Here is a 20,144-nt window from a genome sequence, read left to right as displayed (position 1 = left end):
GAGGAAGAATATGTCAAAATTAGAAAAATATGAAGGTGTCATTCCAGCTTTTTATGCTTGTTATGATGAAGCAGGGGAAGTAAGCCCAGAACGTGTTCGCGCTTTGACTCAGTACTTTATTGATAAGGGAGTTAAGGGTGTCTATGTTAATGGTTCTTCTGGTGAGTGTATTTACCTCAGTGTAGCAGACCGGAAATTAATTTTAGAAAATGTCATGGAAGTGGCTAAGGGTAAACTGACAGTTATCGCCCATGTAGCTTGCAACAACACTAAGGACAGTGTGGAACTGGCTAAGCATGCTGAAAGTTTGGGTGTTGATGCCATCGCTGCTATTCCTCCTATTTACTTCCGTTTGCCGGACTATTCTATCGCTAAGTACTGGAACGATATGAGTGCAGCGGCTCCGAATACTGACTTTGTCATCTACAATATTCCGCAGCTGTCTGGGACAACCCTGACACCAGCCCTCTATGCAGAAATGCGTAAAAATCCACGAGTTATTGGGGTTAAAAATTCTTCTATGCCGACTCAAGACATTCAAATCTTTGTCGCAGAAGGTGGGGAAGATCATATTGTCTTTAATGGTCCAGACGAACAGTTTATCAGCGGTCGAGTTATTGGTGCTAAGGCCGGAATTGGTGGAACCTATGCTGTGATGCCTGACCTCTTCCTGAAGCTTAACCAGCTCATCATTGACAAAGACCTGGATCGTGCTAAAGAACTGCAACATGCGATTAATAGTGTGATTTATAAGATGGTCAGCGGTCGAGCAAATCTCTATGCTGTTATGAAAGAAATTCTTCGTCTCAATGAAGACTTGGATATTGGTTCTGTTCGAGCACCGTTAGAGCCTCTATCTGAGGGAGACTATGCGATTGCTAAAGAAGCAGCCGCTATGATTAAGCAGGTAAGAGAAGACTTCTTGTAATATAAAGAGTGTGACACTAGAGTCTAGGGCAGTCTAAGCCTGCCCACCCCACGCTCTGGGGATGAATAATAATGGAGAAATTCTATGGGAAATGTTGGTTTTACCACAATCGATATGATTATTCTGATTGTGTATTTACTAGTTGTTCTGGTAGCTGGTTTGCTGTTCTCGAAAAAGGAGATGCAGGGTAAAGAGTTCTTTAAAGGTGATGGAACGGTGCCTTGGTATGTAACATCTGTTTCCATTTTTGCTACATTGCTAAGTCCGATTTCCTTTATGACACTGGCAGGGAACTCTTATGCAGGGACTTGGCTGCTCTGGTTTGCCCAGTTGGGTATGATTTTTGCCATTCCAGTGGCTATTCGTTTCTTCTTGCCGATTTATGCACGTCTGGATATTGATACAGCCTATGACTACCTGCAAAAACGATTTGGTTCTAAGGCCTTGCGGGCTTTGTCAGCTGTCTTCTTCATCATCTATCAAATCGGCCGCATGTCCATCATTATGTATCTACCTTCAGTGGCTCTGGCTACTCTGACGAAGATTGATGTCAATATCTTGATTATCGCGATGGGTGCGATTGCCATTGTTTACTCCTATACTGGCGGGGTCAAGTCAGTTCTCTGGACAGACTTTATCCAAGGTTCAGTACTCTTGATTGGTACAGTTGTAGGGCTTTTCTTCCTGATTGCTAATCTAAAGGGTGGCTTTGGCGATATTGCTAGTGAGCTGGCCAGTGGTAAATTTATCTCAGGAAAAGAAACTATTTTCAATCCTAACTTGCTGAAAGATTCTATTTTCCTAATTATCTTGGGCTCTGGTATCAATACTTTGTCCTCTTATGTATCTTCGCAAGATATCGTTCAGCGCTTTACAACAACTCAGAATGTGAAGAAACTCAATAAAATGATGTTTACGAATGGAGTTTTATCAATCTTTATCGCCTCTGTCTTTTATCTGATTGGTACAGGTTTATACGTCTATTATCAAGTACAGCATCCAGGTAGCGAGGGTAGCTCTATTCCTCAAGACCAAATCTTCACGTACTTTATTGCTTATGGTCTTCCAGTTGGAGTGACCGGTGTTCTGATTGCGGCAATTTATGCAGCAGCTCAGTCTACTATTTCTACAGGTCTTAATTCTGTGGCGACTTCTTGGACTCTGGATATTCAAGATGTTGTGTCCAGCAATCTGGACGACAAGAAACGGACTAAAATTGCTCAATATGTTTCTCTGGGTGTAGGAATCTTCTCCACAGTAGTTTCAATCGTGATGGCTCATACTGGTATCTCTTCAGCCTATGTCTGGTTCAATGGCTTTATGGGTTTGGTGCTGGGTGTCTTGGGAGGAATCTTTATTCTGGGAATCTTTACTAAACGTGCCAACCTCAAGGGAGCTTATGCGGCTATGATCGCTTCCAGTATTGTCCTGCTAGTCATTAAGTACGCTCTGCCAGCAGAAGCGGTGAGTATCTGGGCTTATTCATTGATTTCAATTGTTGTTTCTTTGGTTGTAGGCTATGTGGTTTCCGTCTTAACTGGAGGCAAGGCTGCGCCAGAGAATACAACAGTTTACGATATTGCAAGCATTCACGCAGATAAATCTTGGGAGGTACGTCACTAATGGAACTAGTTCAATATAAAGGAGCAGCTGTTGAGAGAGACATTCAGCATCTTGCCTTAAAAAAAGTCTTAGAATTTTTAAAGATTCATGATGTAAGCCAAGATAAAAAGGGCAACCATCCTGTGTCTGATGATTTCTTTTACAATGTCATTGAAATGACGACTACGACCGACGATGAACGGGTCTGGGAAAGTCATAGGGAATTTTACGATGTGCATCTGATTTTTGAAGGAAAGGAGCGCATCCACTATAACTTTTTGTCCAATATGAAAGAAGGGGATTATGATGCAGAAGGAGACTGGCAGCAGATGTCCGGCCCAGCTTTGTTTGACCTGATATTTACTCCTGGCAGTCTGCTCTTGCTGGATCCTAATGACGCCCATAAGACTGGACTGATAGCTGAAGAAGCAGGCCCCATCCGTAAGGTTGTTTTTAAAGTGAAAATTGTATAAAAGGCTGCGGGCGGGATGAGAAAGACGTATTGTTCTTAACATGCTGCCCCCAGCTTTTTTGTCAGCTTTGAACTTTATTTTCTGCTGGAGAATTCTAGCAAGGAAGGGTTGGAATTACTTTTGAGAAAGTGGTAGAATAAAGAAAATAGTTGCAGGAGGAGAAAGTCTGATGGTTTCTTTGGAAAAAAACATTTTGCCAGTGATTGAGTCTGTATACGGTAGTCTGACACACCTGGAAAAGAAGATTGCAGATTATTTTCTGTCTGCTGAGGCGCTGACAGCTGATCTATCGGCTCAGGCTGTGTCTCAGAGACTCTATGTCTCTGTGCCTTCTCTGACTCGCTTCGCTAAAAAATGTGGCTTTTCAGGTTATCGGCAGTTTATCTTTGAATTTCAGGAATCCAGTTCAGAAAGTAAAAATGTTAGTCGGGATTTGACCAGAAATGTCTTGTCTGATTATGGCGAATTGCTCAATAAGACTTTTTCCTTGATTGATGAAGAACAGTTCCTGCGCGTGGGGGATATGCTCAACAATGCTGGTCGAGTCTATATCTATGGGCAGGGAAGTTCAGGCTTGGTAGCTCGAGAAATGGAATTTCGCTTCATGCGGTTAGGAATGGTTTGTAAGGCCATTACGGACGACCATATGATTCGGATGAATAGGGTTATGCTGAATCCAGACTGTCTAGTTATTGGTATTTCCATATCTGGTGAGACTAAAATTATCACGCAGGCTATTCAGAATGCCAAAAAAGTCGGAGCCAAGACTGTGCTGGTAACTTCCAATAACAGCGACGACTTAAGGCAACAGTGTGATGAACTGGTCCTAGTAGCTGTCAAGAAGCACTTGGCACAGGGCAATAATATCTCTCCTCAGTTTCCGGTTTTAGTTGTGATGGATATTTTCTATGCCTATTATATGGATTTAGACCGAGATCATCGCAGCCAAATCTTTACAAATACACTTTCAGCTTTAGAAGAAAATCAAGAAGATAAGGAGCATGAATCGTGAATATTGTTGGAATAGATATCGGTGGGACAACCATTAAAGCAGATCTCTATCAGTCTGATGGACGTAGTCTAAATCAATTTCGAGAAGTTACTACTGAGATCGATTTTGAAAAGAAAACGAATCAGATTTTAGAGCAGGTTTGCCAGTTAATAGCATTTTATAAGGAGAAGTTTGAGCTAGATGGAGTAGCGATTTCATCTGCTGGTGTAGTTGACAGCCAGGCTGGGAAAATCAGTTACGCCGGTTATACCATTCCAGGCTATATTGGAACGGATTTCCGTAGTCGGATTTTAAAAGAATTTGGTTTACCGATTGCGATTGAAAATGATGTTAATTGCGCTGCTCTAGGTGAGGCTTGGCTAGGCGCTGCCAAAGGTCATGCTTCTGCAGTTATGATTACTGTTGGTACAGGCATTGGCGGCGGCATTATCAATGATGGAAAGATTGTCAATGGATCCACTTATACTGCTGGTGAGGTAGGCTATCTGCCCATGGAAGATGGACAGGACTGGCAATCCCTGGCCTCAACAACTGCCTTGTTGGCATTATACAGCCAAAAGACAGGCGAGCAGGGCCATACTGGGCGTAGTTTTTTTGCGGCGGTAGACCAAGGAGATAAGCTGGCGCAGGAAACACTTGATATATTCTTGGGTCGCCTAGCTAAAGGTCTTTTAACCCTGTCCTATATTCTAAATCCAGAGGTGTTGATTGTCGGTGGCGGGATATTAGCTAGATCTGAGCTTATTCTGCCACGTCTTGAAAATTTGATGAAGCAGCAAGTAGTAGATCAGCGCTTTTTGCCTAGAGAGTTGGCGGCAGCAGCCCTAGGGAATGAAGCCGGACGATTAGGCGCTGTTCGACATTTTCTGAATCAGGAGAAAAACTCTGTTTGAAAAAGATGTTTTCAGAAAGAATATGTTATAATTTATGCAAGTACGAAGCAGTATTCCAGAAGATAACCTTGCCAGATGGTTGGCTAGTCGGTCAGGAATGCAGATTTTAAAATCCGTTTTCGAAGGTTTTTGAAAACGAGGGGGTGAATAGATGGCCAATGAAACACTTGAAAAAATGCAGGAAATTGAAACTGCTGCAGAAGAAGTTTTGATGGGCTACAGGAAGCAGGCTCAGGAGCTGCGACAGCAAGTAGATGAAAATCTCAGACGACTGGGTCTGACCTATGATGATGAAACGCAGAAGTTGGCAGAAGAATTAACAGCGAGTTCCCAGCAAAAGTTGGTGCTCCTGCAGCAAGACTTGGAGCAGACAACCCAGCAAAATGAGGACAAGGTTGAGGCTGCGCTGACAGACAAAAAAGCAGACTTGGCGCGAGCCATTGTAGAGAAGGTGGTAGAAGCCTATGGCCATTAGTCAAATGCGGCAACTGTCTCTGCTCCTGCCCAAGGAACTGCTAGACCAGCTTCTCTTTTACCTACAGGGTTTAGAGTCGGTTCAGATTCATGATTTGCGGCAGGAAGAGGATTGGCAGGCAGCCTTTGAACAGGATTTAGTCGGTCGGCCGGATCGGCAGCTATCTCGGCAGGATTTGCTCAGTCGTCAGGAAAAACTGGAGAGACTGATTGCAGATCTGGAGCCCTTTATGCCCAAAAAGAAACTGCTGGAAGCCTTAAAAGAAGAGCCTTTGGAGCTGTCCTTTGCTGCTTTAGAGCAGGCAGGGAAGGCTCGCGATGAGGGGGCGTTGCTGGAAGGAATCAGTAAGCAACTCAAGGTCTTGCAAGAGGCCAAGGAACAGATAGAAGCAGACCGTTTGGAAGTGGCTGCGCTGGAGAAGTGGGAGCCGCTGGAGCTAACACCGCAAGCAGCTGCGACTTTCAGTCATCTGGGAGCTTTGATTGGGACGATTCCTAATACCGACGACGATGCTCTGCGCCTGACCCTGAGAGCACATCCCGACCTGAAGTTTCAGGAAGTCTTTACTGATGATACAGAGCATGGGGTTCTTATTTTTTACAAGACAGGCTCTCTGGAAGATGTTCGCAAAATCTTGAAAGAGTATGGCTTTAAGCCTTTTGAGTACGACCATGCGGAACTGCCTGCTGAGCGGGTAGCCCAGCTCAAGGCCAACATTCGACAGCAGAAGGCAGTGGCAGATGCTATGACCAAGAGTCTGGCAGCTTCCAAGAATGAGTTGGACCAGCTCAAGGTTCAGCTTGATTATCTCTGCAATCTCTCCTCCCGTCAAGAAAGTAAAAATCAGTTAGCCAGTACGCAAAATCTGGCAGCCTTGGAAGGCTGGATCGAAAGCAATCAAGTGCAAGCTCTTGAGACTTGCTTGACAGAGCAGTTTGGCCAGAGCATTCTCATTCAGGTCAGAGAGATTCGAGAGGACGAGGAAGATAAGGTTCCAACAAAGCTTAAAAACAATGCATTGGTGGAGCCCTTCGAGCTAGTGACGGAGATGTATTCCCTGCCTAAGTATGGTGACAAGGATCCAACCCCTGTCGTTTCCCTCTTCTATTTTGTATTCTTTGGCATGATGGTCGCTGACATCGGCTACGGCCTTTTACTCTTTGTAGGCACCAGTCTGGCGCTGCACTTCTTGCATGTTAAGCCGGGACTGGCTAAGAATCTACGATTCTTCCGCCTGCTGGGTGTGGCAGTCATCATTTGGGGACTGGTTTATGGTTCTTTCTTTGGCTTTGAACTGCCCTTCGCTCTGATTAGCACCAGCTCCGATGCCATGACGATTCTGGTTATTTCGGTTGTCTTTGGTTTTGTTACGGTGCTGGCGGGCCTCTTCCTCAGCGGTCTGAAAAATATCCGCCTCAAGGATTATGCAGAAGCTTATAATGCAGGCTTTGCTTGGGTGCTGATTTTGCTGGGGCTGCTACTCTTGGCCTTGGGAAATTTCTTCCCATCCTTGGCCTTTGCTGCAACGATTGGTCAGTGGCTGGCTATCATCAATGCTCTGGGCATACTGGCAGTATCCATTGTCAGTGCTAAGAGCTTGGCAGGATTGGGGTCAGGTCTCTTTAATCTTTACAATGTCAGCGGTTATGTAGGAGATCTTGTCAGCTTTACGCGGCTGATGGCTCTGGGGCTTTCAGGAGCCAGCATTGGCTCGGCCTTTAACTTGATTGTCAGCCTCTTTCCACCTGTCGCTCGCTTTAGCATCGGCATTCTGCTCTTTATTGCCCTGCATTTGGTCAATATGTTTCTATCTTTTCTGTCCGGTTATGTACACGGAGCGCGTTTGATTTTCGTGGAATTCTTCGGGAAATTCTACGACGGAGGCGGTAAGCCTTTCACTCCGCTCAAGCCTAGTGAGAAATACGTTCAGCAAAGTAAGAAATAAAGATTAGACACTATGGTAATAGATGAGAAGCTCATCTTTAGAAAAACACTTTCTAAAACATCAAAACAAGTATCATTCATTTAACTAGCTGTTGGTTTTACGACAATTACAGCATTTTCATAGGAGTAAATCATGGAACATTTAGCATCATATTTTGGAACATACGGCGGCGCCTTTTTTGCAGGTCTGGGAGTAGCTTTGGCGGTCTTTCTCAGCGGAATGGGCTCAGCTCTGGGTGTTGGAAGCACAGGTCAGGCAGCAGTAGCCCTCTTGAAAGAACAGCCGGAAAAATTCGCTCAAGCTCTGATCTTACAGCTTTTGCCAGGTACCCAAGGTCTCTACGGCTTTGTTATCGGGATTACCGTCTTCTTTAATATCAAGCCAGAATTGGCTCTGCAATCAGGCGTAGCTTATTTCCTAGCTGCTTTGCCAGTTGCCATTGTCGGTTACTTTTCAGCCAAGCATCAAGGACGAGTGGCGACAGCTGGTATTCAGATTTTGGCCAAGCGTCCGGAAGAGGTCATGAAAGGGGTAATACTCGCGGCCATGGTTGAAACCTACGCCATCTTGGCCTTCGTTGTTTCCTTCATCATGGTTCTGAATGTGAAGTAAGGAGGCTTTTATGTCTGACATATCAGATCTCAAAGCTTCTGTCTTGGAGCAGGCTCACGAGAAGGGGCGTCTGCTTTTGGCCGAGGCTACTGAGAAAATAGAACAGGAAGCCAAGGAACGTGAGGCCCAGCTGGTTCGGCAAAAGCTTGGACAGCGGGAGCAGCAGCTGAAAGAAATCAGCCGGCGTAGTCAGCGCGATATTCAGCAGCTGGAAAATCAAAAGCGCCAGTCTACTCTGGTCATCAAGCAGCGGGTTCTCAGAGAGCTTTTTGAGGAAGCCTATGCTCAGATGTCGGCTTGGTCACTAGCTGAAGAAGAGCATTTTCTAAAGAGTGTCCTGGCCAAATATCCAGAGGAAGAATTGACACTGACTTTCGGTGCTCTATCAGCTGAGAAATTTAACTCCAGCCAGTTGGAAGGCTTGAAAAAGGTCTTTCCGCAAGTGCATTTTTCAGACCAGTTTATAGCCGATCAAGCAGGCTTTGTGCTGAGCCAAGGACGGGTGGATGATAGTTATCTCTATCGTGACTTGTTGGACTCAGTCTGGCAGGAGGAAAGCTACCGTCTGGCTCAGGATATTTTCAAAGACCAGGCAGAATAGGAGGCGGACCATGAGTGAAACAAGCTTCTCTCAAGTCAATACAGCCATTAGTGTGCAGGAGGCTTCCTTTTTGACGCCCCAGCAATATGAACAGTTGCTGCAGGCTGACGATGCTGACAGCAGTTCAGCTCTTCTGCAGGGAACGGTCTATGCCATGGATGCTGAAGCGATTAAGGATCTCAATGCCATTGAGCAAGTACTGATGAAGCATTTGTATTCCGTTTATAATTGGGCGCTTGAGATTAGTCCAAGTAAGGAGTTAGTGGAGATTTTCACGCTCCGCTATACTTACCACAACCTCAAAGTTTTTCTCAAGGGTCGGGCGACAGGTCAGTCCCTGGAGCATTTGCTGATGCCGGTGGGGACCTATTCTCTGGAGGTTTTAGAGCACCTAGTTATGGCTTTTTCGGCTGAGTATTGTCCAGATTTCATGCTGGATGAGGTGCTTGCGACCTGGCAGGAATACCAGGATTATCAGGATGTGCGCGTGCTGGAGATTGGCATGGACATGGCTTATTTCCAGCATCTCAAGCGCCTGACACAGGAATTGGAAGATGACTATCTGCTGCAGCTGGTGAATCTGACCATTGATTTTTACAATGCCATCACCGTTAAGCGGGCTGTTGGCTTGGAGAAACCGCGCAGCTTTATGAGGCAGCTCCTGTCTGATGAAGGGAGCCTCTCTGCTGCCAACTGGATTGCCATGGCAGAGCAGGGGGATTTCTTGACTTGGTTTAGCCAGGTCAATCCCTGCGGTTACGATCTGGAACTTCGCGCCTATGAGGAAAAAATGCGGAACCAGACCTTGACGACAGTAGAGTTAGAATATCTAACGGACCTCTTGCAGGCTAAGTTGCTGGCGGCTGGTCAGTTTGAGACAGATGGTCCGCTCCCTTTGGCCCGCTATTTGCTGGGTAAGGAGCTGGAAGTCAAGAATCTGCGGTTGATTTTGACCGGAATGGATAATCAGCTGCCAGTAGAGCTTATCAGAGAAAGGATGCGACCGATTTATGGACAAGACTAGCTACAAGATTGCTGTCGTGGGAAATCGCGATACTATTCTCCCATTTAAGCTGATTGGTTTTCAGACCTTTCCAGTAAAAGAAGCTCAGGAGACGGTCAATACCCTGCGTCGGCTCGCTCGCGAAGATTTCGGTATTATCTATCTGACGGAGGATATGGCTGCGGATATTCCAGAAACCCTGGCCTACTATGACCAGCTGGAGATTCCTGCTCTTGTGCTTATTCCTACCCATAAGGGGAGCACGGGACTGGCTCTTTCGCGGATTCATGAAAATGTCGAAAAGGCTGTCGGACAAGATATATTGTGAGGTTTTTATGCGAATGAATGAACTAGGCCAACCCATTGGGGATGCTCTACTGGATTTTCAGCCGGGGGACTTGCCCAATCTGGAGCGAATCGAAGGCCAGTATGTTATTATCGAGCGTTTGTCCAAGGATAAGCATGGGACGGATTTGTATGAAGTGTATGGTCCGGATTCTCCTGTGGATATGTGGACCTATCTCTTTCAAACTCCTGCCCAAAGTCAGGCAGAATGGTCACAGAAGCTAGATCTGATGCTGGCAGCACAGGACCGTTTTCACTATGCGATTGTGGACAAGGAGAGCGGTAAAGCTCTAGGAACTTTTGCCTTGATGAGGATTGACAGAAATAACCGTGTCATTGAAGTGGGAGCTGTGACCTATTCGCCTAAGCTGAAGCGCACCAGACTGGCTACAGAAGCCCAGTACTTACTGGCACGCTATGTCTTTGAAGAGCTGGAGTATCGTCGCTATGAATGGAAATGCGACTCCCTCAATCAGCCTTCAAGGCGAGCAGCAGAGCGGCTTGGTTTCACTTATGAAGGTAGGTTTCGTCAGGCTATTGTCTATAAGGGGCGCAACCGAGATACGGACTGGCTGTCTATGATTGACACGGATTGGCCGGCCGTCAAGAGTCGTCTAGAAAAATGGCTTAGCCCAGACAATTTTGACGTAAACGGTCAGCAAATAAAAGCCTTATCTGATTTTTAAAATAAAAAGAAACAATACTTGCCCTAGAGTTAGCTAAGAAAGATTTTAAATTCGCGGCAAGAATCAAATAATACTCTTTGAAAATGAAATTCAAACTAGGTCCGTATCTAACTTAGTTTAAGCTTCGATTTTTATTGAGAAGCAAGAAAAATCTCCCAAGAATGGAGGAAGATTGTGAGTCAAGGAAAGATTATCAAAGTTTCTGGTCCTCTGGTGCTGGCATCAGGGATGCAGGAAGCGAATATTCAGGATATCTGCCGAGTTGGCGATTTGGGGCTGATCGGTGAAATTATTGAAATGCGGCGGGACCAAGCCTCTATACAGGTTTATGAGGAAACTTCTGGCTTGGGTCCGGGAGAGCCGGTCATCACGACTGGAAGTCCTCTGTCCGTTGAGCTGGGACCAGGTCTGATTTCTCAGATGTTTGACGGGATTCAGCGGCCTTTGGAGCGTTTCCAAACCATCACGAAGAGTGACTTCCTCGTCCGCGGTGTCCAACTGCCAAATCTAGACCGAGAGACTAAATGGGACTTTGTTCCAAGTCTGTCTGTCGGAGATACAGTTGAGGCTGGCGATATTCTGGGAACAGTGCAGGAGACCAATCTGGTGGAGCACCGCATCATGGTGCCGGTCGGCGTCAGTGGACGCTTGGCTAATATCTCAGCTGGCAGTTTCACTGTTGAAGAAACTGTTTACGAGATTGAGCAGGCGGATGGGTCTGTCTTTAAAGGGACTCTCATGCAAAAATGGCCGGTCCGTCGTGGGCGACCTTTTGCTCAGAAGCTGATTCCAGTTGAGCCTTTGGTGACGGGTCAGCGGGTCATTGATACCTTCTTCCCAGTGACCAAAGGCGGAGCAGCAGCCGTACCAGGACCATTCGGGGCTGGTAAGACTGTGGTTCAGCACCAGGTGGCGAAGTTTGCCAATGTTGACATCGTTATCTATGTCGGCTGCGGTGAGCGTGGCAATGAGATGACCGATGTACTCAATGAATTTCCAGAACTGATTGACCCATCAACTGGCCAATCCATCATGCAGCGGACGGTGCTGATTGCAAACACCTCCAATATGCCAGTAGCGGCTCGGGAGGCATCGATTTACACAGGGATTACGATCGCAGAATACTTCCGTGACATGGGCTATTCCGTGGCCATCATGGCGGACTCCACCTCTCGCTGGGCAGAAGCCCTGCGGGAAATGTCCGGCCGTCTGGAAGAAATGCCAGGTGACGAAGGCTATCCAGCCTATCTTGGCAGCCGGATTGCTGAGTATTACGAGCGGGCTGGCCGGGTCAAGACGCTCGGTTCAACTGCGCGCGAAGGCTCTATAACCGCTATCGGAGCCGTATCACCTCCAGGTGGAGATATTTCTGAGCCAGTAACGCAAAATACCCTGCGGATTGTCAAGGTCTTCTGGGGCTTGGATGCACAGCTGGCTCAACGCCGGCATTTCCCAGCTATCAACTGGTTGAGCTCTTACTCGCTCTATCTAGACGAAGTGGGAGCATATATCGACCAGCATGAGAAGATTGCTTGGGCAGAAAAGGTGACCAAGGCCATGAATATCCTGCAAAAGGAAAGTGAACTGCAGGAAATCGTGCGTTTGGTGGGCTTGGATTCCTTGTCTGAAAAGGACCGGCTGACCATGAATGCAGCCAAGATGATCCGCGAGGACTACCTGCAGCAGAATGCCTTTGATGATGTGGACACCTATACTTCTTTCAAAAAGCAGGTGGCTTTATTGAGCAATATCCTGACCTTCGATGCGGAGGCCAATCGTGCCTTGGAGCTGGGAGCTTATTTCCGGGAAATCATGGAAGGAACGGTGGAGCTGCGTGACCGAATTGCCCGCAGCAAGTTTATACATGAAGACCAGCTAGAAAAAATCCAAGCCCTCAGTCAGACTATCGAGGAAACCCTGCACCAGATTCTTGCCCAAGGAGGACTAGACAATGAGCGTCATTAAAGAATACCGCACCGTCAGTGAAGTTGTCGGCCCTCTGATGATTGTCGACCAAGTCGCTGGCGTGCATTTCAATGAATTGGTAGAAATCCAGCTACATGACGGTAGCAAGCGTCAGGGCCAGGTCCTGGAAGTCCAGGAAGACAAGGCTATGGTCCAGCTTTTTGAGGGATCTAGCGGTATCAATCTGGAAAAAGCCAAGGTCCGCTTTACTGGCCGTCCGCTAGAGCTGCCAGTGTCAGAAGACATGGTGGGCAGGATTTTCAATGGGATGGGCAAGCCGATTGATGGTGGCCCAGCTATCCTGCCAGAAAAATATCTGGATATTGACGGTCAAGCCATCAATCCAGTAGCTCGCGATTATCCAGATGAGTTTATACAGACCGGTATTTCAGCCATCGACCACCTCAATACTTTGGTTCGGGGACAAAAATTGCCAGTATTCTCTGGCTCTGGTCTGCCCCACAAGGAATTAGCAGCTCAAATCGCCCGTCAGGCGACCGTGCTTAACTCCGATGAAAACTTCGCCGTGGTCTTTGCTGCCATGGGGATTACCTTTGAAGAAGCCGAGTTCTTTATGAATGACCTCCGGGAGACAGGAGCCATTGACCGCTCGGTGCTCTTTATCAATCTAGCTAATGACCCAGCTATTGAGCGGATTGCGACGCCACGGATTGCCTTGACAGCAGCCGAGTATCTGGCTTATGAAAAGGACATGCACGTTCTGGTTATCATGACTGACATGACTAACTACTGTGAAGCCCTGCGGGAAGTTTCCGCAGCTCGGCGTGAAGTGCCGGGCCGCCGTGGGTATCCGGGTTACCTCTATACTAACCTGTCCACCCTTTATGAGCGGGCTGGTCGTCTAGTTGGCAAGAAAGGCTCGGTGACGCAGATTCCGATCCTGTCTATGCCAGAGGATGACATTACTCATCCGATTCCAGACTTGACAGGTTATATTACGGAAGGTCAGATTATCCTTTCACGCGACCTTTACAACAGCGGCTATCGTCCGCCCATCAATGTCCTGCCATCTCTATCTCGTCTCAAGGACAAGGGTTCAGGTGAGGGCAAGACCAGAGGTGACCATGCCGCAACTATGAACCAGCTATTTGCTGCCTATGCGCAAGGTAAGCAGGCCAAGGAACTAGCTGTCGTTCTGGGGGAATCTGCCCTGTCCGAAACGGACAAGCTCTATGTGCGCTTTACCGACCGATTCGAGCAGGAATACATCAATCAAGGTTTCCAGACCAACCGAACCATCGAGGAAAGCTTGGATCTGGGCTGGGAACTCCTATCCATCTTACCAAGAACAGAGCTTAAGCGGATCAAGGACGATATGATTGACCAATACCTGCCACAGACCAAGGAGGAAGAAAGATGACGCGACTCAATGTCAAGCCGACTCGGATGGAGCTGAATAACTTAAAAGCCCGTCTCAAAACGGCTGTCCGTGGGCATAAATTGCTCAAGGACAAGCGGGATGAGCTGATGCGGCGCTTCATTGAGTCTGTCCGTGAGAACAATCAGCTCCGCCAAAAGGTCGAATCCGCTCTGGTCGGTCACCTGCAGGACTTTGTCATGGCAAAGGCGCTGGAGAGCGATCTCATGGTCGAGGAGATTTTCGCTGTGCCCATGCGGGAAGTCAATCTACATGTGGAGACTGAGAATATCATGAGTGTGCGCGTGCCCAAGATGCACGCCCATATTGACAATCCCTATGGTGATGACGAGGGAGACGTGGTTTATAGCTATGTGGCGTCTAACAGCCAGATGGATGAAACCATTGAAAGTATGAGCGATCTGCTTCCGGACCTGCTGCGACTGGCTGAAATTGAGAAAAGCTGCCAGCTCATGGCGGATGAAATCGAGAAAACCCGCCGCCGGGTCAATGGACTAGAGTATGCTACCATCCCTGACCTCAAAGAAACCATCTACTACATCGAGATGAAGCTAGAAGAAGCCGAACGAGCCAGCCTCGTCCGAATGATGAAGGTGAAGTAAGATGCGTAGGCGTTAAAAAAACGACTGAAAAATAGGAGCTGGACGATGGATTCGATGAATCCGAGCCAGTTCTCTTTTTTCCGAGTTTTTAGACGTAGCTCGATTTAGCTGAGATAATCCAGAGTGAATAGATATATTCACAGCAAAAATAGACGAAGAAGCGATAGCTTCTAGGAGATTTTATCTTTTTTGCCTAGAGCTTAGGTCGGGTTCAGTTTGGCAGGATACAAAAAATAAAGAAAACTGAATAAAAAATAAGAACTGGACGATGGATTCGATGAATCCGAGCCAGTTCTCTTTTTTCAGAGTTTTTAGACGTAGCTCGATTTAGCTGAGATAATCCAGAGTGAATAGATATATTCACAGCAAAAATAGACGGAGAAGCGATAGCTTCTAGGAGATTTTATCTTTTTTGCCAAGAGCTTAGGTCGGGGTCAGTTTCGCAGAATACAAAAAAATAAAGAAAACTGAATAAAAAAATAGGAACTGGACGATGGATTCGATGAATTCAAGCCCAGTTCTCTTTTTTCCGAGTTTTTAGGCTTATTTTAGCCTTTCTTTGACTATGTGAAAATCTGAAATAAAAAGCTATTAATCATTTTTAATGCTTTGATATACCAATGTATAATCGCTTTTTATTAAGAAGTAAAGCTGTCCTATTTTTTGTATATTTATTACTAACTATTGAGGATATGTTACAAGTGCGTCTCTATATTACAAAGGTCAGACAGTTCGATTAAATCGGATGAAAAAGGGTTTATTCTTGGGGAAATTATGTTAAGATGAGATTTGTAGTATGAATGAAGAAAGGTGTACTTTACATATGAAAATCAATAAAAAAATGCTATTCGCTTCAACAGTAGCTTTGTCGGTGTTCCCATTGATAACAGCCAATGCTGAAGAGGAATCACAAAATTGGACAGCTAGGACAGTTGATCAAATCAAAGCTGACATTACTAGTAGTGAAAATCAACAGACTTATACAGTCCAATATGGCGATACTCTTGGAACAATTGCGGAAGCATTTGACTTGGATGTAAATGTTCTGGCTCATATTAACGCGATTGCTAATATTGATCTAATCTATCCAAATACGGTTTTAAATATTACGACAAATGATAAAAACGAAATAACTGGTGTAGAAATTACAAGTCCACAAGCAACAAGAGCTGTAACAGGACCTGTTTCTGAGCCAGCTCCAGCAACTCCAGTTCAGCCTGAGGCAGCTCCTGCCGAAACTACGGCTCCTTCAACTGAAGCAAATGCTGAAGTTCCAGCAGCCCCAGTAACTGATGCTCCAGTGGCTCCAGCCCCTGTAGAAGAACAAGCGTCATCTGATGCACCAGCAGTTCCTGCAGAAGCTCAATCAGCTCCAGAAGCTGCTTCAAGTCAAGTGGCAGCTGCTGCGGAAGTGAGTGAACCACAGTCTGCTGAGCCTATCACTGAACCAGCTGCTCCAGCGACCCCAGCTCAGCCAGAGGCAACTCAAGCAGAAGCTGTAACGCAAGCGGCCCCTCAATTAGACCAAGAGCAGGTTAACCAAGATGTAACTAATATTGAATCTCCAACCTACACTGCCCCAGCTGTAGCAACTCAAACAAGCAATAACGCTGCTAATGAAGGTTTGAGACCACAGACTGCTGCTTTGAAAGAAGAAATAGCAGCTAAATATGGAATTACAGAATTCAGTCTTTATCGTCCAGGTGATAGCGGAGATCATGGTAAGGGCTTGGCAGCTGACTTTATCGTTGGCAACAATACTGAGTTAGGAAATCAGGTTGCAGCTGATGTTACTTCTAACATGACCGGAAGAGGAATCTCTTATGTTATCTGGCAACAGAAATTCTATGCACCATTTGATAGCATTTACGGTCCAGCCAATACTTGGAACCAAATGCCAGACCGTGGTAGTGTGACTGAAAACCATTACGACCACGTGCACGTATCTATGAATGAATAAATAAGACAATTAAAAGCCCAGAAATGGGCTTTTTCTTATATTCTTTGTGAAAAAGCGAGAATTTTCTGATAAATTTTGGTATAATAAAACGAATTACAGATAAAGGAAAAGAAAGAATGACTTTAGTTTATCAATCAACACGTGACGAAAAGAATAGAGTAACAGCTAGCCAGGCGATTCTGCAAGGTTTGGCAACAGACGGAGGCCTTTTTACACCTATTACTTATCCGCAGGTCGATTTGGACTTTGCCAAGCTCAAAGACGCTTCTTATCAGGAAGTAGCCAAGTTGATTTTATCTGCTTTTTTAGATGATTTTTCTGAAGCGGAGCTGGACCACTGTATCAACCATGCCTACGACAGCAAGTTTGATGATGCAGCGATTGCTCCCTTGGTCAAGCTGGATGGTCAGTATAATCTAGAACTTTTCCACGGAGCGACCATTGCCTTTAAGGACATGGCTTTGTCCATCCTGCCTCACTTGATGACAACCGCGGCCAAAAAGCACGGCTTGGAAAACAAAATTGTCATTTTGACGGCAACTTCTGGTGACACAGGCAAGGCGGCTATGGCAGGCTTTGCGGACGTTCCAGGGACTGAAATTATTGTCTTTTATCCCAAAGACGGTGTCAGCAAGGTTCAAGAGCTGCAAATGACAACGCAGACAGGTGCCAATACGCATGTGGTGGCCATTGACGGCAACTTTGACGATGCCCAGACCAATGTCAAGCATATGTTCAATGACACAGACCTACGAGCTCGTCTCTTGGAGCACAAACTCCAGTTTTCATCAGCTAACTCTATGAATATCGGCCGTTTGGTGCCTCAGATTGTTTACTATGTCTATGCTTATGCTCAGCTAGTGAAGACGGGAGAAATCACATCGGGCGACCAGGTTAACTTTACAGTTCCGACAGGGAACTTTGGTAATATCTTGGCGGCCTACTATGCCAAGCAAATCGGTCTGCCAGTTGGCAAGCTAATCTGTGCTTCGAATGAGAACAATGTCCTGACGGACTTCTTCAAGACTCAGGTTTATGACAAGAAACGGAGCTTCAAGGTGACGTCTAGTCCGTCCATGGATATTCTGGTTTCCTCTAACTTGGAGCGTTTGATTTTCCATCTGTCTGGTAATAGCGCTGAGAAAACAGCTGCCCTGATGGCTGCCCTAAATGAGCATGGACAGTATGAACTGACAGACTTTGACGCTGAGATTTTAGAGCTCTTTGCGGCTGATTATGCGACAGAGCAAGAAACAGCTGCTGAAATCAAGCGGGTCTATCAAGCATCTGATTACATCGAAGACCCACATACTGCCGTTGCATCCGCTGTCTATCAAAAATACTTGGCAGAGACAGGTGATCAGCGCAAGACTGTTATCGCGTCTACCGCTAGTCCTTACAAGTTCCCAGTTGTAGCCGTTGAAGCTGTGACTGATCAAACAGGACTTAGTGACTTCGAGGCTTTGGGCCAACTGCACGAACTTTCTGGCGTAGCCCTTCCACCAGCAGTGGATGGCTTAGAAACAGCACCGGTTCGCCACAAAACGACGGTTGCTGCAGACCAAATGCAGGCAGCGGTTGAGGATTACTTAGGATTATAAATATTGCTTAGAAAGCCTAAAATCAGCTAGATATCTGGCTGATTTTTTCTTGAGATGTCCTATGGAAAGGTGAAGTAGCTTATGCTTAAAAGGAAGAATTTTCTTTATGACGACTTATAAAAAAATCATGAATATCGCCCTGCCGGCAATGGCGGAGAACTTTTTGCAAATGCTCATGGGTATGGTAGACAACTATCTGGTAGCCAGTCTTGGGCTAATTGCAATCTCTGGTGTCTCGGTGGCCAGCAATATTATTACTATTTATCAAGCAATTTTTATCGCTTTAGGGGCTGCTATTTCAAGTCTCATTTCCAAGACTCTGGCTCAGGGAGACAAGGAAAATCTAGCTTATCATACAGCTGAAGCTATCAAGCTGACCTTGCTTTTGAGCCTTCTGTTGGGGCTGATTTCTCTACTCTTTGGCAGGCAGATGCTGGATCTTTTAGGGACAGAAAAGGCGGTGGCTGAAGCTGGGGGTCTTTATCTGGCTCTGGTTGGTGGGACTATTGTTCTGCTAGGCTTGATGACTAGTTTTGGAGCGCTGGTGCGGGTCACGCGCAATCCTAGATTTCCCATGTATGTCAGTCTTCTAACAAATGTGCTCAATGCCCTCTTATCCGGCCTAGGGATCTACGTCTTTCAGCTTGGTATTGTCGGTGTAGCGCTGGGAACGGTGCTGGCTCGTTTGATCGGTGTGGTCATTCTCTGGCGAGAGCTGGATTTGTCCGCGATCCACTGGAGCTGGGGCTTAGATCGAGAGCTCTTACGCCTGTCTTTGCCAGCTGCAGGAGAGCGTCTCATGATGCGGGCGGGTGACGTGGTGATTATTGCCATTGTGGTCGCCTTTGGCACGGAAGCAGTAGCAGGAAATGCCATTGGTGAAGTTCTGACTCAGTTTAACTATATGCCTGCCTTTGGGGTCGCAACAGCAACAGTCATGCTGGTCGCCCATGCGGTTGGTGAGGGAGATATGCGAGCGGTCGCTCTAATTCGTCAGCGGACCTTCTGGCTATCTTTTGCTTGTATGCTACCCGTGGCTCTAGGGATTTTTGCTTTTGGTCGGCCACTGACCTTGCTCTATACGGACAATAGCGGAGCTATCACAGCTAGTCTTTTAGTCATCCTCTTCTCCCTACTGGGGACTCCCATGGCAGTGGGAACCGTGATTTACACAGCTCTCTGGCAGGGTCTGGGCAATGCTAGACTGCCCTTCTATGCTACGACTATTGGCATGTGGCTGATTCGCATCATATCAGGCTATTTGTTGGGTGTGACCTTTGGCTTGGGCCTTCCGGGAGTCTGGGCTGGGACACTCTTGGACAATGGCTTCCGCTGGCTATTTTTAAAAGTTTTATTTGACAGAAAAATGAGGGAAATCACATGAAAACAGCGTTTATTTGGGATTTGGACGGTACCTTGCTGGATTCCTACGATGCTATTTTGGCAGGGATTGAAGAAACCTATGCTCACTATGGTCTGGACTTTGATAGAGAAAGTATCCACAGCTATATCCTAAAGCACTCTGTCCAGAAGCTCTTGGAAAAAGTGGTATCTGAGAAGGGCCTAGATGCTGCTGAAATGAATGCCTTTCGTGGAGCAAGCCTAAAAGAGAAGAATGCTCAAGTCCATCTGATGGAAGGAGCTGAGGAGATACTGGCTTGGGCTGAAGAGCAGGGCATTGCCCAGTTCGTCTATACCCACAAGGGACTCAATGCCCATCAAATTTTACAAGACTTGGGTATTCATGACTATTTTACAGAAATCATCACAACAGCCAACGGCTTTGAGCGCAAGCCCCACCCAGAAGGGGTTGACTATCTACTCGAGAAATATGGCCTGGATAAGCAGAAAACCTACTATATCGGCGACCGGACCCTGGATGTGGATGTCGCATTCAACAGTGGCATCCAGAGCATTAACTTCTGTGACTACCGACCAGAAATCAATCAGAAAATCGAGAAGTTGGTGGAGATCAAGCAATTATTTACAAGATAAAAAGCAGACCAGAGCTGATCTACTGTCAGTCTAGCCTGCTTTTTCTT

General features: G+C 46.4%; 19 protein-coding genes. All 19 read left to right on the top strand.

All coding sequences use genetic code 11. The features are described from left to right. The first annotated feature begins 10 nt into the window (after positions 1 to 10). The 19 genes from HMPREF0847_RS10270 to HMPREF0847_RS10180 all read left to right on the top strand — a co-directional run bounded on the left by HMPREF0847_RS10270 (position 11) and on the right by HMPREF0847_RS10180 (position 20,097). Complete coding sequence (locus tag HMPREF0847_RS10270; protein ID WP_002908446.1) at positions 11 to 928, top strand: dihydrodipicolinate synthase family protein; 918 nt, start codon at positions 11 to 13, stop codon at positions 926 to 928. Between the two features lie 84 nt (positions 929 to 1,012). Beyond that, positions 1,013 to 2,551 carry a sodium:solute symporter gene (locus HMPREF0847_RS10265; protein WP_008808148.1) on the top strand — a complete coding sequence of 513 codons (1,539 nt, stop codon included), beginning with the start codon at positions 1,013 to 1,015 and terminating at the stop codon, positions 2,549 to 2,551. After that, positions 2,551 to 3,003: a YhcH/YjgK/YiaL family protein gene (locus tag HMPREF0847_RS10260; protein WP_008808149.1), complete on the top strand. Its 453-nt coding sequence runs from the start codon at positions 2,551 to 2,553 to the stop codon at positions 3,001 to 3,003. The genes HMPREF0847_RS10265 and HMPREF0847_RS10260 overlap by 1 nt, the downstream gene beginning before the upstream one ends. Positions 3,004 to 3,172: 169 nt before the next feature. Beyond that, positions 3,173 to 4,015 (top strand): MurR/RpiR family transcriptional regulator, encoded by an 843-nt coding sequence (locus HMPREF0847_RS10255; protein ID WP_020992835.1) that lies wholly within the window; start codon positions 3,173 to 3,175, stop codon positions 4,013 to 4,015. Next, the gene (locus tag HMPREF0847_RS10250; protein ID WP_008808151.1) at positions 4,012 to 4,908 is read left to right on the top strand and encodes an ROK family protein; all 897 of its coding nucleotides are present in this window, start codon (positions 4,012 to 4,014) and stop codon (positions 4,906 to 4,908) included. The genes HMPREF0847_RS10255 and HMPREF0847_RS10250 overlap by 4 nt, the downstream gene beginning before the upstream one ends. Positions 4,909 to 5,059: 151 nt before the next feature. Next, complete coding sequence (locus HMPREF0847_RS10245; protein WP_008808152.1) at positions 5,060 to 5,383, top strand: hypothetical protein; 324 nt, start codon at positions 5,060 to 5,062, stop codon at positions 5,381 to 5,383. After that, complete coding sequence (locus HMPREF0847_RS10240; RefSeq protein WP_008808153.1) at positions 5,373 to 7,328, top strand: V-type ATP synthase subunit I; 1,956 nt, start codon at positions 5,373 to 5,375, stop codon at positions 7,326 to 7,328. Before HMPREF0847_RS10245 ends, HMPREF0847_RS10240 begins: the two co-directional genes overlap by 11 nt. A gap of 132 nt (positions 7,329 to 7,460) precedes the next feature. Then, positions 7,461 to 7,940 (top strand): V-type ATP synthase subunit K, encoded by a 480-nt coding sequence (locus HMPREF0847_RS10235; RefSeq protein WP_008808154.1) that lies wholly within the window; start codon positions 7,461 to 7,463, stop codon positions 7,938 to 7,940. Positions 7,941 to 7,950: 10 nt separating this feature from the next. Then, positions 7,951 to 8,541, top strand: coding sequence for a hypothetical protein (locus tag HMPREF0847_RS10230; RefSeq protein ID WP_008808155.1), 591 nt, complete (start codon positions 7,951 to 7,953; stop codon positions 8,539 to 8,541). 10 nt (positions 8,542 to 8,551) lie between these two features. Beyond that, on the top strand, positions 8,552 to 9,565 hold the full coding sequence (locus HMPREF0847_RS10225; protein ID WP_008808156.1) for a V-type ATPase subunit: 1,014 nt from the start codon (positions 8,552 to 8,554) through the stop codon (positions 9,563 to 9,565). After that, positions 9,552 to 9,872 carry a V-type ATP synthase subunit F gene (locus HMPREF0847_RS10220; RefSeq protein WP_002894448.1) on the top strand — a complete coding sequence of 107 codons (321 nt, stop codon included), beginning with the start codon at positions 9,552 to 9,554 and terminating at the stop codon, positions 9,870 to 9,872. Before HMPREF0847_RS10225 ends, HMPREF0847_RS10220 begins: the two co-directional genes overlap by 14 nt. A 7-nt stretch (positions 9,873 to 9,879) precedes the next feature. Further along, positions 9,880 to 10,575 (top strand): GNAT family N-acetyltransferase, encoded by a 696-nt coding sequence (locus HMPREF0847_RS10215; RefSeq protein ID WP_008808157.1) that lies wholly within the window; start codon positions 9,880 to 9,882, stop codon positions 10,573 to 10,575. A gap of 174 nt (positions 10,576 to 10,749) precedes the next feature. After that, positions 10,750 to 12,540, top strand: coding sequence for a V-type ATP synthase subunit A (locus tag HMPREF0847_RS10210; RefSeq protein WP_008808158.1), 1,791 nt, complete (start codon positions 10,750 to 10,752; stop codon positions 12,538 to 12,540). Beyond that, positions 12,527 to 13,921, top strand: a complete 1,395-nt coding sequence (locus HMPREF0847_RS10205; RefSeq protein WP_002902006.1) for a V-type ATP synthase subunit B — start codon at positions 12,527 to 12,529, stop codon at positions 13,919 to 13,921. The genes HMPREF0847_RS10210 and HMPREF0847_RS10205 overlap by 14 nt, the downstream gene beginning before the upstream one ends. After that, on the top strand, positions 13,918 to 14,541 hold the full coding sequence (locus HMPREF0847_RS10200) for a V-type ATP synthase subunit D (RefSeq protein WP_004192619.1): 624 nt from the start codon (positions 13,918 to 13,920) through the stop codon (positions 14,539 to 14,541). Before HMPREF0847_RS10205 ends, HMPREF0847_RS10200 begins: the two co-directional genes overlap by 4 nt. Positions 14,542 to 15,364: 823 nt before the next feature. After that, positions 15,365 to 16,501 carry a LysM peptidoglycan-binding domain-containing protein gene (locus tag HMPREF0847_RS10195; RefSeq protein WP_008808159.1) on the top strand — a complete coding sequence of 379 codons (1,137 nt, stop codon included), beginning with the start codon at positions 15,365 to 15,367 and terminating at the stop codon, positions 16,499 to 16,501. A 116-nt stretch (positions 16,502 to 16,617) separates the two neighbouring features. Then, positions 16,618 to 18,102 (top strand): threonine synthase, encoded by a 1,485-nt coding sequence (thrC, locus tag HMPREF0847_RS10190; RefSeq protein WP_008808160.1) that lies wholly within the window; start codon positions 16,618 to 16,620, stop codon positions 18,100 to 18,102. Positions 18,103 to 18,208: 106 nt separating this feature from the next. After that, positions 18,209 to 19,486 (top strand): MATE family efflux transporter, encoded by a 1,278-nt coding sequence (locus HMPREF0847_RS10185; RefSeq protein WP_008808161.1) that lies wholly within the window; start codon positions 18,209 to 18,211, stop codon positions 19,484 to 19,486. Beyond that, positions 19,483 to 20,097, top strand: coding sequence for an HAD-IA family hydrolase (locus HMPREF0847_RS10180; RefSeq protein ID WP_008808162.1), 615 nt, complete (start codon positions 19,483 to 19,485; stop codon positions 20,095 to 20,097). Before HMPREF0847_RS10185 ends, HMPREF0847_RS10180 begins: the two co-directional genes overlap by 4 nt. Positions 20,098 to 20,144 lie beyond the last annotated feature (47 nt).

Source organism: Streptococcus sp. 2_1_36FAA (assembly GCF_000161955.2).
Classification (GTDB): Bacteria; Bacillota; Bacilli; order Lactobacillales; family Streptococcaceae; genus Streptococcus; species Streptococcus gordonii.
This window is presented reverse-complemented; position numbering and strand designations above follow the sequence as displayed.

What these genes read in the sequence shown, in the direction of transcription:
- HMPREF0847_RS10270 (WP_002908446.1), top strand. Translation starts at nt 11, where the DNA reads ATGTCAAAATTAGAAAAATATGAAGGTGTCATTCCAGCTTTTTATGCT.
- HMPREF0847_RS10265 (WP_008808148.1), top strand. Translation starts at nt 1,013, where the DNA reads ATGGGAAATGTTGGTTTTACCACAATCGATATGATTATTCTGATTGTG.
- HMPREF0847_RS10260 (WP_008808149.1), top strand. Translation starts at nt 2,551, where the DNA reads ATGGAACTAGTTCAATATAAAGGAGCAGCTGTTGAGAGAGACATTCAG.
- HMPREF0847_RS10255 (WP_020992835.1), top strand. Translation starts at nt 3,173, where the DNA reads ATGGTTTCTTTGGAAAAAAACATTTTGCCAGTGATTGAGTCTGTATAC.
- HMPREF0847_RS10245 (WP_008808152.1), top strand. Translation starts at nt 5,060, where the DNA reads ATGGCCAATGAAACACTTGAAAAAATGCAGGAAATTGAAACTGCTGCA.
- HMPREF0847_RS10240 (WP_008808153.1), top strand. Translation starts at nt 5,373, where the DNA reads ATGGCCATTAGTCAAATGCGGCAACTGTCTCTGCTCCTGCCCAAGGAA.
- HMPREF0847_RS10235 (WP_008808154.1), top strand. Translation starts at nt 7,461, where the DNA reads ATGGAACATTTAGCATCATATTTTGGAACATACGGCGGCGCCTTTTTT.
- HMPREF0847_RS10230 (WP_008808155.1), top strand. Translation starts at nt 7,951, where the DNA reads ATGTCTGACATATCAGATCTCAAAGCTTCTGTCTTGGAGCAGGCTCAC.
- HMPREF0847_RS10225 (WP_008808156.1), top strand. Translation starts at nt 8,552, where the DNA reads ATGAGTGAAACAAGCTTCTCTCAAGTCAATACAGCCATTAGTGTGCAG.
- HMPREF0847_RS10220 (WP_002894448.1), top strand. Translation starts at nt 9,552, where the DNA reads ATGGACAAGACTAGCTACAAGATTGCTGTCGTGGGAAATCGCGATACT.
- HMPREF0847_RS10215 (WP_008808157.1), top strand. Translation starts at nt 9,880, where the DNA reads ATGCGAATGAATGAACTAGGCCAACCCATTGGGGATGCTCTACTGGAT.
- HMPREF0847_RS10205 (WP_002902006.1), top strand. Translation starts at nt 12,527, where the DNA reads ATGAGCGTCATTAAAGAATACCGCACCGTCAGTGAAGTTGTCGGCCCT.
- HMPREF0847_RS10200 (WP_004192619.1), top strand. Translation starts at nt 13,918, where the DNA reads ATGACGCGACTCAATGTCAAGCCGACTCGGATGGAGCTGAATAACTTA.
- HMPREF0847_RS10195 (WP_008808159.1), top strand. Translation starts at nt 15,365, where the DNA reads ATGAAAATCAATAAAAAAATGCTATTCGCTTCAACAGTAGCTTTGTCG.
- thrC (WP_008808160.1), top strand. Translation starts at nt 16,618, where the DNA reads ATGACTTTAGTTTATCAATCAACACGTGACGAAAAGAATAGAGTAACA.
- HMPREF0847_RS10185 (WP_008808161.1), top strand. Translation starts at nt 18,209, where the DNA reads ATGACGACTTATAAAAAAATCATGAATATCGCCCTGCCGGCAATGGCG.
- HMPREF0847_RS10180 (WP_008808162.1), top strand. Translation starts at nt 19,483, where the DNA reads ATGAAAACAGCGTTTATTTGGGATTTGGACGGTACCTTGCTGGATTCC.